Origin of the sequence: Knoellia pratensis (genome assembly GCF_042666395.1) — a bacterium.
Classification (GTDB): Bacteria; Actinomycetota; Actinomycetes; order Actinomycetales; family Dermatophilaceae; genus Knoellia; species Knoellia pratensis.
In genome coordinates, this window is record NZ_JBHTDJ010000004.1 from 742,345 (window position 1) to 753,172 (window position 10,828).

General features: G+C 68.1%; 11 protein-coding genes and 1 pseudogene. 8 read left to right on the top strand and 4 right to left on the bottom strand.

Annotation, left to right across the window (positions count from 1 at the left end; translation table 11 throughout):
• Positions 1-16: 16 nt before the first annotated feature.
• Complete coding sequence (locus tag ACFQRE_RS19785; RefSeq protein ID WP_380125764.1) at positions 17-880, bottom strand: intradiol ring-cleavage dioxygenase; 864 nt, start codon at positions 878-880, stop codon at positions 17-19.
• A gap of 130 nt (positions 881-1,010) precedes the next feature.
• Here ACFQRE_RS19785 and ACFQRE_RS19790 point away from each other — a divergent pair, with 130 nt between their 5' ends.
• From ACFQRE_RS19790 to ACFQRE_RS19805, 4 genes and pseudogenes are all read left to right on the top strand, one after another.
• Positions 1,011-2,588 (top strand): FMN-binding glutamate synthase family protein, encoded by a 1,578-nt coding sequence (locus tag ACFQRE_RS19790; protein WP_380125766.1) that lies wholly within the window; start codon positions 1,011-1,013, stop codon positions 2,586-2,588.
• 180 nt (positions 2,589-2,768) lie between these two features.
• A pseudogene (locus ACFQRE_RS19795) lies at positions 2,769-3,419 on the top strand (alpha/beta fold hydrolase); the annotation flags it as partial.
• A gap of 71 nt (positions 3,420-3,490) precedes the next feature.
• Positions 3,491-4,393 (top strand): NAD-dependent epimerase/dehydratase family protein, encoded by a 903-nt coding sequence (locus tag ACFQRE_RS19800; RefSeq protein ID WP_380125768.1) that lies wholly within the window; start codon positions 3,491-3,493, stop codon positions 4,391-4,393.
• 156 nt (positions 4,394-4,549) lie between these two features.
• A complete protein-coding gene (locus tag ACFQRE_RS19805) occupies positions 4,550-5,323 on the top strand; it encodes an alpha/beta fold hydrolase (RefSeq protein ID WP_380125770.1) in 774 nt (257 codons plus the stop codon).
• Positions 5,324-5,448: 125 nt separating this feature from the next.
• On the opposite strand, the gene aroB is transcribed toward ACFQRE_RS19805, so the two are convergent.
• Genes aroB through aroC form a run of 3 tightly spaced genes read right to left on the bottom strand, consistent with a single transcriptional unit; the run spans position 5,449 to position 8,245 of the window.
• On the bottom strand, positions 5,449-6,513 hold the full coding sequence (gene aroB, locus ACFQRE_RS19810; RefSeq protein ID WP_380125772.1) for a 3-dehydroquinate synthase: 1,065 nt from the start codon (positions 6,511-6,513) through the stop codon (positions 5,449-5,451).
• Complete coding sequence (locus ACFQRE_RS19815; RefSeq protein ID WP_380125774.1) at positions 6,510-7,028, bottom strand: shikimate kinase; 519 nt, start codon at positions 7,026-7,028, stop codon at positions 6,510-6,512. The genes aroB and ACFQRE_RS19815 overlap by 4 nt, the downstream gene beginning before the upstream one ends.
• Positions 7,022-8,245 carry a chorismate synthase gene (gene aroC / locus ACFQRE_RS19820; RefSeq protein ID WP_380125776.1) on the bottom strand — a complete coding sequence of 408 codons (1,224 nt, stop codon included), beginning with the start codon at positions 8,243-8,245 and terminating at the stop codon, positions 7,022-7,024. The genes ACFQRE_RS19815 and aroC overlap by 7 nt, the downstream gene beginning before the upstream one ends.
• Before the next feature lie 102 nt (positions 8,246-8,347).
• On the opposite strand from aroC, the gene ACFQRE_RS19825 reads away from it, so the two are divergent.
• From ACFQRE_RS19825 to ACFQRE_RS19840, 4 genes are all read left to right on the top strand, one after another.
• Positions 8,348-8,878 (top strand): hypothetical protein, encoded by a 531-nt coding sequence (locus ACFQRE_RS19825; RefSeq protein WP_380125778.1) that lies wholly within the window; start codon positions 8,348-8,350, stop codon positions 8,876-8,878.
• Positions 8,879-8,951: 73 nt separating this feature from the next.
• The gene (locus tag ACFQRE_RS19830; protein ID WP_380125780.1) at positions 8,952-9,713 is read left to right on the top strand and encodes an ArsR/SmtB family transcription factor; all 762 of its coding nucleotides are present in this window, start codon (positions 8,952-8,954) and stop codon (positions 9,711-9,713) included.
• A gap of 50 nt (positions 9,714-9,763) precedes the next feature.
• Positions 9,764-10,066, top strand: coding sequence for a DUF1905 domain-containing protein (locus tag ACFQRE_RS19835; protein WP_380125782.1), 303 nt, complete (start codon positions 9,764-9,766; stop codon positions 10,064-10,066).
• Positions 10,066-10,431 (top strand): VOC family protein, encoded by a 366-nt coding sequence (locus ACFQRE_RS19840; protein ID WP_380125875.1) that lies wholly within the window; start codon positions 10,066-10,068, stop codon positions 10,429-10,431. The genes ACFQRE_RS19835 and ACFQRE_RS19840 overlap by 1 nt, the downstream gene beginning before the upstream one ends.
• Positions 10,432-10,828 lie beyond the last annotated feature (397 nt).

The following is a 10,828-nucleotide window of genomic DNA, read 5'->3' on the forward strand; positions in this document are numbered from 1 at the left end:
TAGGCCCGGCGCTGGGTCAGACTCCGATCGTGAGGTTCGCGACGTAGCCGCTGTTCGCGTCACCGGCCACGGTGGCGAGCTGGTGAATTCCGCCGTCATCACCGAAGACCATGTCCGAGGTCAGGCTCGTCTGCGACAGATTGCTGGCGCTCTGCTCGTAGCCGGAGGTCGCGTAGACCGTCTTGCACACCGCTTCGGGGAGGGCAATCTGTGACGTCTTGACGATCTGGCCACTGCTTGTCGCTTCCGCGGTGGACTTGTAGACCTCGAAGTGGATGTGCGGCCAACGACCGCTGTATGCCGCGGGGAAGATGGTCCTGAACGTCGCCGTCCCGTTGGCGTTGGTCGGTTGCACCCCGCGCAGGTAGTTCTCGTTCTCGACGCCCTGCGAGTACAGGGAGTAGTTGCCGTCCCGGTCGCAGTGCCAGAGATAGACGGCCACGCCCTCCATCGCGGCATACCCGTTCGTGCTGTCGGCGACGGTGAGGTTGATCGTGAGCGGAACGCCTTCGGCCTTCGTCGTCGACGTGCCGAAGGAGCTCGTGATGTCGGAGCGGATGATGCCGGCGTCGTCGAGGACGTTGGCCCCGTTGCTGCCATCGCCCGGGTAGGGGCCACCGGTCTCGTCGGGCACCTCGGTGGTCACCGTGGACGAGGCGGTGGTCGTCGATGCCGTGGTCGACGCTGACGCTGTGCTGCTCGAGGAGGCGGTCGACCCGGACGAGCCCGTGGTGGCGTCGGCACACCCGGCCAGGGCGAGCAGGCCGGCCCCGCCGAAGAGGCCGAGAGCCCGGCGTCGGTCGAGCACGGTGGCGACGTCGAACTCGAGGCCGCGGTCGTGGTTCGGGTGGGGCTGCGTGGGGTTTCGTCGTTCGCTCATGGGTTCACTGTGGCGACGGCGCCCAGCCGCACACCATGACTGCGCTGTGCGGTTGCTATGAACGACCGCCATCCCATCTGCTCTGGCGACCTCCCTGCGCAACGGCCTGCAGCACGGCAGACTGCGAGACATGAAAGCGAAGGCGCTCATCGGTGCAACCGTCGTCGGTCTCGCAGGGGTCGCCGTTCGTGACCTCACCCAGAAGAAGCACTCGCTCAAACGCAACTTTCCGGTCGTCGCGCACGCCCGCTACTTCCTCGAGAAGATCGGGCCCGAGCTGCGGCAGTACATCATCACGAACAACGACGAGGAGCGGCCGTTCTCGCGAGACCAGCGCTCGTGGGTCTATGCCAGCAGCAAGCTCGAGAACAACTACGTCGGCTTCGGCACCGACAACGACATCGAGCACCTCGAGAACTACCCGATCATCAAGCACCGCACGTTCTCCGCGTCGCCGCCGTCGACCGCCGTCGCCCACGGACATGACGACGCCGTCTCACTGCCTTCTGCCAAGGTCTTGGGCGGACCTCGCGGCCGCAAGCACGCGTTCCGGCCCACGTCCGTCGTCAACGTCTCGGCCATGAGCTTCGGATCCCTGTCCGGCAACGCGATCGAGGCCCTCAACCGCGGCGTGGCCCTCGCAGGCGCGATGCACAACACCGGTGAGGGCGGTCTCTCCGACCACCACCGCAAGGGTGGCGACCTCATCCTCCAGATCGGCACCGCCTACTTCGGCTGCCGCGACGACCAGGGCCGCTTCGACCTCGGCCGCCTCAAGGACCTCGTCCAGAGCGCTCCGGTCAGAGCCATCGAGGTCAAGCTGAGCCAGGGCGCCAAGCCCGGTCTGGGCGGAGTCCTACCGGCCGCGAAGATCACCAAGGAGATCAGCCGGATCCGCGGCATACCCATGGGTGAGGACTGTGTCAGCCCGTCGCGGCACGCCGAGTTCGACAGCGTCGACAGCATGCTCGACTGGGTCGAGCTCATCGCCGGCGAGACCGGCCTGCCCGTCGGCATCAAGTCGGCCGTCGGCGAGATGGACTTCTGGACCGAGCTGGCACGGCAGATGTCGGGTCGCACCCGCGGAGTCGACTTCATCACCGTCGACGGAGGAGAGGGCGGCACCGGCGCTGCTCCCCTGATCTTCAGTGACTCCGTCGCTCTGCCGTTCCGGATCGGGTTCGCGCGGGTCTACTCGACCTTTGCGCGGGCGGGGCTCACCGACGACGTCACCTTCATCGGCAGCGGCAAGCTCGGCCTGCCCGACAACGCGCTCGTGGCCTTCGCGCTCGGCGTCGACATGGTCAACGTGGCGCGGGAGTCGATGATGTCGCTGGGTTGCATCCAGGCCCAGAAGTGCCACACCGACAGGTGCCCCACGGGTGTGGCGACCCAGGACCCGTGGCTCGCCCACGGACTCGACCCCACCCTGAAGTCCGTGCGCCTGTCCAACTACCTGCAGACGTTGCGGCGTGACCTGCTCAAGGTGTCGGAGGCGTGCGGTGTCCCCCACCCGGGTCTCATCGATGCCGACGCGATCGAGATCCTCGACGGCAACCGGTCAGGGATACCGCTGCGCGAGGTCTACGGCTACGAGCCGGGCTGGGGTGCACTCGGGCCGGATCTGGCTCGCGAGATCACCGCCATCATGTGGCCGGAGCGCGACCGCGACACCGAGGCTCCCGAGTCCGCGACCGCCACGACCTGACCTCGGCGCTCCGCGGGGCTACCTTTCGATGATGAGCTCTGTCGAGGTGGACGGACTGACCATTGCCTACGAGCGTGTCGGTCGAGGGCACCCTCTGGTCCTTGTCCATGGCGCGGCCGACGACAGCCGCATCTGGCACCCACAGCTCGCCGCGCTGGCTGACGAGTTCACGGTGTCGCGTGGGACGAGCCCGGCGCCGGGCGGTCCAGCGACCTGCCGAAGGAGTGGACCCTCGAGGGCTTCGCGGACGCACTCGCGGCGCTGATCGAGTCCCTGCAGCTCGGGCCCGCCCATGTCGCCGGGATGTCATGGGGCGGGACGGTTGCCCTCGAGCTGTACCGCCGTCACCCCGGGCTCGTCGCAACCCTGATCATGATCGACACCTACGCCGGCTGGAAGGGGTCGCTACCCGCCGACGAGGTCCGGGCGCGAGTGGCCGGCACCCGCCGCATGCTCGCCGCACCTTCCGCGGAGTTCGATCCCACCCTTCCCGGACTTTTCGCCGGAGACCCGCCGGCGGACCACGTGCGGCTGCTCGCTGCCATCGCCGCCGACGTCCGTCCCGCCACCCTGGAGCGGGAGCTGGCGATCATGGCCGAGACCGACCTGAGTGAGCTGCTCCCTCACGTCGCCGTTCCCACCCTGCTGCTCTGGGGCGACGCGGACACCCGCTCGCCGCTGACCGTGGCGCGCCAGTTCGAGGCGGCCATCCCGGACGCAACGCTCGTCGTCATCCAGGGGGCGGGCCACCTGAGCAGCCTCGAGCGGCCCGAGCAGGTCAACGCTGCCGTGCGCGAGTTCTGCCGGGCTCACGCGCCGCACGCGAGGTGATCTGGCCCGCCCGGACGCCGGACCGTCCCTCCCCCCGTGGAGGTGGACGCTGACGATGGTTTGATCGACCCATGCGCATCTTCTTCACCGGTGGCAGCGGCAAGGCCGGCAAGCACGTCGCGACGCACCTCGCCCAGCTCGGCCACCAGGTCACCAACGCCGACCTCGTCCCTCTCGAACACCCGTCGGTCACCGACCTGAGGGTCGACCTCACGGACATCGGCGAGACGTACTCCGCACTCGCAGGGCTGGCGAGGATGGACGAGCTGGAGCTGGGGAGCAAGCCCGCCTACGACGCCGTCGTCCACTTCGCCGCGGTACCCGCGATCCTGCTCGCCCCTGATGCGAAGACCTATGCGACCAACGTGCTCAGCACCTACAACGTGCTCGAGGCCGCGACCCGGTTGGGCATCCGCAAGATCGTGTTCGCGTCGTCCGAGACGACCTACGGCGTCTGCTTCGCCCAGGGCGAGCGCCGTCCGCAGTACGTGCCGGTGGACGAGGAGCACCCCACCGTGCCCGAGGACTCCTATGCGATGTCCAAGGTGGCGGGCGAGGTGACGGCGCGCTCGTTCCAGGCACGCACCGGCGCCGACATCTACGGCCTGCGGATCAACAACGTCATCGAGCCGCACGAGTACGCCGACCTGTTCCCAGACTTCCTCACCGACCCGTCACTGAGGCGACGCAACATCTTCGCCTACATCGACACCCGCGATCTCGGTCAGATGGTGCAGCGCTGTCTCGAGGCCGACGGGCTCGGCTACGAGGTGTTCAACGTGGCCAACGCCGACATGTCCGTCGCGGCGACGAGCCAGGAGGTCCGGGACCGCTTCTACGACGGGGTCGAGGTGACGCGGGAGATGGCTCGGGACGAGACGTTCTACTCGATCGACAAGGCGCGCCGACTCCTTGGCTACGAGCCGCAGCACTCCTGGCGTGACGTCCTGCCCGATCCCCGAGCCAGCACCTGACCGGCGCGCAGACCAACGCGCGGGCAGACGAACGCGGCGAAAACACGCCTCTGTTCGGACCGTTCGTCGACGAACGGATCCCGGCGTGTCCGGACGGAATCGTGCTTTCCTGTCCTATGAGATCCCGCGTGTTGAGCCTGAACTGGGAGTACCGCCATGGCTGTTGAACCCCTCGCTCACTTCGACACTGGCGGGGAACTTCCCGCCGTCGTGATGGTCCACGGGATGACCTTCTCGAAGGAGACGTGGGACCCGATCGTTGACCGGCTCAGGGACCGGTTCCGTTGTCTGTCCGTGGACCTTCCCGGGCACGGTGAATCCACCGGGTCAGGTGCCGACCCGATGTTGGTGATCGAACGGATCCATGCCACGGTGGTCGAGAACGGGGTTGTCAATCCCGTTGTGGTCGGGCATTCAGCCGGGGCGCTCCACGCGACAGGCTATGGATTTGCCCATGAAAGCTCCGGGGTGGTGAATGTGGACCAGTCCCTGCGCGTGGGACCGTTCGCTGGCTTCGTACAGACCTTGGCGACAGCGCTCAGCGGTCGCGACTTCGACGTCACCTTTGAACCTTTTGCGGTCAGCATCGGTGTCGGGAGGCTGCCCGAGCCTGAGCGGGAGCGGGTCCTCACAACCCAACGCATTGATCAGCAACTCGTGCTCGACTACTGGTTCAAGCCCCTGACCGAGAGGCCAGCCGTCCTCCAAGCCGAGATTGACGCGATGCTCGACGGCGTCAAGGTTCCGTACCTCTGGCTTGCGGGAGGACTTGTCGAGACCGCCGACCGCGAGCATCTTCTGGCCCACGTCGCTCAGGCGCAGATCGAGACCTGGTCCGAGCTGGGCCACATGGCGCACCTTGCTGAACCTGACAGGTTCGTCACTCGCCTTTCACAATTCGTCACAAGCGCGGTGAACCCAGACACCTGAGTCTGGGGGGGTGCGGGCCCGGTCGTTGCGCAGCACCCTCGGTCGCCCGTACGGACGTACCACTTGGGGGCTGAGAGCCCAATCTCGTCGCCGGTCAGGGGGTCCATCGAAAGCAGGTCGGCGGGTCACCCAGAGACGGCGGCGTATGCCGTGTGGAGCTGTTCTTCCGTCGGCCCTTCCAGCCGGACGGGGCGGGCGATGTCCTCCAGGACGACGAACCTCAGCATCGACCCACGGGTCTTCTTGTCGCGACGCATGGCCGTCTCGAGCTCGGCCCAGCGGCCGGACGGGTAGGACGTCGGGAGCCCGACCGAGGTCAGGACCTCACGGTGGCGCTCGACGACGTCACGAGCGAGCACGCCTGCGGCACAGGCAAGTTCGGCCGCGAAGATCATGCCGATGGACACCGCCTCGCCGTGGCGACGGCGGTAGTGCTCGACGTGCTCGATGGCGTGGCCGAAGGTGTGCCCGTAGTTGAGGATCTCGCGCAGCGAGGACTCCTTGAGGTCCTTGCTCACGACGTCGGCCTTGACCCTGATCGCCCGTTCGATGAGCTCGAGGGTGTGCGCGCCCTCGGGGCGGGTCGCCGCCTCGGGGTCGTCGGCGACGAGGTCGAGGATGACCGGATCGACGATGAAGCCGGCCTTGATGATCTCGGCCAGCCCGGCGACGTAGTCCTCACGCGGCAGCGAGCGCAGGACGTCGACGTCGCAGAGCACCGCACGCGGCGGGTGGAACGAACCGACGAGGTTCTTGCCCTCGGCCGTGTTGATGCCGGTCTTGCCTCCGACCGCGGCGTCGACCATACCGAGCAGGGTCGTCGGCACCTGGATCACGGGCACACCGCGCAGCCACGTGGCGGCAACGAACCCGGCGAGGTCGGTCACCGTGCCACCACCGACGCCGACGACGACGTCGGTCCGGGTGAACCCGTGGTGACCGAGCAGCGCCCAGAGGTCCGCGGCGACCACAGCGGTCTTGGCGTCTTCGGCATCAGGTACGCCTGCGGCATACGCCTCAATGCCGCTGTCCCGCAGGGACGCCGTGACCCTCTCGCCGAGGGTGCGCATGGAGTCCGGGTGCACGACCAGGGCGCGTTGCACACCCTCATCGATGACGTCGGCGACCCGCTTCGAGCAGCCGGACTCGATGACGACGTCGTAGTCGTCGCCGACCGAGACGACGCTCATCGCGCTGCCCGCAGGTGCTCGGCGATCTCGCTGACGATGTCGGCCACGGGGCGGCCTGCCGTGACGATGCGATGGGTTGCCACCCGCTCGTAGGTCGGTCTGCGATCGTTCATGAGCTTGGTCCACGAGGCCCGCGGATTGATGACGAGCAGAGGCCGGCTGCCGTCGAAGCCAACGCGCTTGGCGGCATCGGCGATGGTGACATCCAGGAAGACGACGAGGTGGCCCGCTAGGACCGTCTGGGTCTCGGCATCCATGGGCGCGCCGCCGCCAAGGGCCACGACTCCGCGTTCGGCAGTGACCGCGCGAGCCACCTCGGCCCGCTCCAGAGCCCGGAAGGCCGGCTCGCCCTCGAGGACGAAGATGTCGGAGATCGAGCAACCCTGGTCGGCCTCGATGGCGGCGTCGGTGTCGTGGAACGGCACGTCGAGGTGGGCCGCGAGCGCCTCACCGATCGTCGTCTTGCCCGCGCCGGGCGGACCGATGAGGACGGCGACGGGACGCTGGCTCACCACGAGCGCATCGTCTCGGCGATGGACGCCAGGTATGCCGCGTGGTTGCGTCGCGTCTCGTCGACCGAGTCCCCGCCGAACTTCTCGAGGCAGGCCTCCGCCAGGACGAGGGCGACCATGGCCTCGGCGACGACGCCGGCAGCGGGCACGGCGGAGACGTCGGAGCGCTGGTGGATCGCCTTGGCCTCCGCCTCCCCCGTCGTGTCGATCGTGTCGAGGGCGCGGGGAACGGTGGAGATCGGCTTCATCGCGGCACGCACCCGCAGGACGTCGCCGGTCGACATGCCACCCTCCGTGCCACCGGCTCGGCCGGTGCGCCGCTGGATCGTGCCGGAGGCGTCGCGCTCCATCTCGTCGTGGGCTGCCGAGCCGCGGCGGGCGGCAGTGCGGAAGCCGTCTCCGACCTCGACGCCCTTGATCGCCTGGATGCCCATGAGTGCACCCGCGAGGCGGCTGTCGAGCCGTCGGTCCCAGTGGACGTGCGAGCCCAGTCCCGGAGGAAGTCCGTAGGCGAGGACCTCGACGACACCGCCGAGGGTGTCGCCGTCCTTCTTGGCGGCTTCGACCTCGGCGACCATCGCAGCCGAGCCGGCAACGTCGAGAGTGCGCACGGGGTTGGCGTCGATCTCGGCGACCTGGTCGGGGCTCGGCAGCGGTGCATCCTCGGCAACTCCTGCCGGCCCCATGGACACGGTGTGCGAGACGAGACGGATGCCGTAGGCCTGCTCGAGGAAGCGCGCGGCCACCTCGCCGAGTGCGACCCGGGCAGCGGTCTCGCGGGCCGAGGCACGCTCGAGCACCGGGCGGGCGTCGTCGAAGCCGTACTTCTGCATCCCGACGAGGTCGGCGTGACCGGGACGCGGACGGGTCAGCGGCTTGTTGCGCGCGACCTCCTTGTCGGCGTTGACGTCGTTCGACGCGGCGTAGGCCTCGTCCGACACCGGGTCGGCCGACATGACCGTCTCCCACTTGGGCCACTCGGTGTTGCCGATGCGGATCGCGACCGGCGAACCCATGGTCAGGCCGTGGCGCACCCCACCGAGGAACTCGACCTCGTCCTGCTCGAACTTCATCCGGGCGCCGCGGCCGTAGCCGAGGCGGCGCCGGGCAAGTGCGTCGGCAAGGTCTTTGCGAGTCACCTCGACGCCAGCAGGAAGGCCTTCGATCGTGGCAAGGAGGGCAGGGCCGTGAGACTCACCTGCGGTCAACCAACGGAGCATGGCCCGATCCTCCCACGCTGCCACGCGGGGACTGTTGCCGTGGTCGAAGCGTGGTCGGGGCGTCGCAGGGCCCGAGGGCGAGCCCCTCGCTAGTCTCGGCGCATGACGACGACACCTCCCACTGACGCAGCCACGACGTTCGCGAGCTCCGCCCGGATGCTGGTCGGCGCCATCATGAGCGCGCTGGTCTTCTTCGGCATCGCGCTCTCCTTCGCGCTGGGCACGGAGGCGACTCCCCCGACCTGGGTTCCGCTGGCCCAGCTCGCCGCCGGCATCGGCGTCCACTTCCTCGTGGAGACGATCGGCTACCGAGCCGAACCCCTCGATCCGGGCATGAGCGAGGGTGACGCCGCTGTTGTTGCGCGCACCCGTTGGCAGAGCTCCATGATGGTTCGGATGGCTCTCATCGAGGCCATCGCCATCCTTTCGCTCGTGGCTGCCTTCGTGATCGACGCAGGCGTGTGGACCTACGTCGGGGGCGCTCTCGTGTCGCTGGCGCTCATGGCGATCCACGTCTGGCCGGGGTCGCGCTCGGTCTCCAGGACCGCTGACGCCCTCGAGGCCCGCGGACAGGCGTCGTTCCTGCGCGAGTCCTTCGGCCTGCCTCCTGCTGGACCCATCCAGCAGGCCTAGCCCGAAGCAGCGCGGCGACTCTCTTCGACGCGACCCCTTGACAGGAAACCATATGGTTTCCTATTGTGGAGTCGTGGACCTCATCTTCCGAGCACTCGCCGACCCGACCCGCCGGGCCCTGCTTGATGCGTTGTTCGCACAGGACGGCCAGTCCTTGGTTGCCCTCACCGCCGACTTCGACATGACCAGGATCGGCGTCGCCAAACACCTCGCCCTGCTCGAGGAGGCCGGGCTCGTCGTCAGCCGGCGCCAGGGCCGGGAAAAGCTCCATTTCCTCAATCCGGTCGGCATTCGTGCGATCCACGACCGGTGGGTCAGCAAGTACACCGAGCCCTGGGCCGCCGGCCTCCTCGGGCTGCGCGATGAGTTGGAAGGACAGGACATGAGCACGAGCAAGGTCTTCGAGATCTACATCCGCACCACGCCGGAACGACTGTGGGAGGCCATCACAGACCCCGACACCAGACGGCGCTTCCACTTCGGTAGCACCATCGCGTCGGACTGGACCCAGGGCTCGTCCTACGCGCTCACCCACGACGGTGTCGACGGTCCACTGGTCGATGGCGAGAACCTCAGGGTCGAGGCACCCCGGCTCCTCGTCCAGAGCTTCCACGCGCACTGGGATGACGCAGCCGACTCGGCGGGAACCTCCCGGGTCACGTGGGAGATCGAGCCCGTCGGCGACTCGTGTCGCCTGACCGTGGTCCACGACCAGCTCCCCGAAGGCGTCGACGAGGCGATCTACGGCGGCTGGCCCATGCTGCTGTCGGGGCTCAAGACCTGGCTCGAGACCGGCACCGAACTCACCACTCCCGGCTCACAGATGTACGGCTGAGCCACACCGCATCCGCACCCCGACCCACACCACATCCCGAGGAGCACGACATGACCACTCTCGACAAGACGTTCACCGCCACCCTCGAAACGAGCGCCGCCGACGGAGGTTGGACCTACCTCGTCACCGATTGGAGCGCCGACTTCTTCGGCACCCGCGGCCTGGTCAAGGTGGCCGGCACCGTTGACGACCACCCGTTTCGCGCTTCCTTCATGGCCCTCGGCGATGGCACCCACAAACTCGCCCTCAACATGGCGACCCGCACTGCGATCGGCAAGGGCACCGGCGACACGGTCTCGATCCACCTCACCGAACGCCTCGACGGTGTTGCCGCCACGGGGGTGCACGCGTGATGTTCAGCGACGTCAGGGCCGTTGCGGTCGGCGTCCATGACACCGACGCCGCGATCACCTTTTTCACAGAGCAGCTCGGCTTCGAGGTGCGGATGGACGTCCCGTTGAGCGAGTCAATGCGCTGGGTGGAGGTCGCCCCGAGTGGCTCTTCCACGTCGGTCGCGTTGCTTTCGAGCAGCGGTCCGCCCGTTGGCATCGACACGGGCATCCGGTTCGTCGTCGACGACGCGGCCGCGACCCACGCCGGTTTGAGCGCTGCCGGAGTCCGGGTCGACGAGCTCATCCTGTCCGACTACGCACCGCCGATGTTCGACTTCACCGACCCCGACGGAAATGTCTACTACGCAAGCGAAGTCGCGGGCTGACCAGGGTCACCACCGCACCATCCAGACGTCGACCGGGTCCTCGCGTTCGAACACGAAGCCCTGCCGTTCGTAGAGACGGCGAGCAGGGCTCCCTGCAAGGCATTGAGTCGGAACGGGCGCCCGTCGGTGGGAGTCGGCAGGGCCCACTGCAGCACCGCCCACCCAACCCACGGCCCTGATCGTCCGTGTGCAGGTAGAAGTGCTCGATCCACGTCTCTTTCGCCTCCGGGCGAACGGCAATCAGGCCGACGTCGGCTCCGTCCACCGCGATGACCTGGGCGACCTCCGGCGTGAACCCGCCCAGGAACGCGGGCGAACCCGCGTCGGGTCACATCGCCCGAGACGCTCGAGATCGGGCCGCATCACCTCGGCTCGGAGCTCAGCAACCCACGAGGCG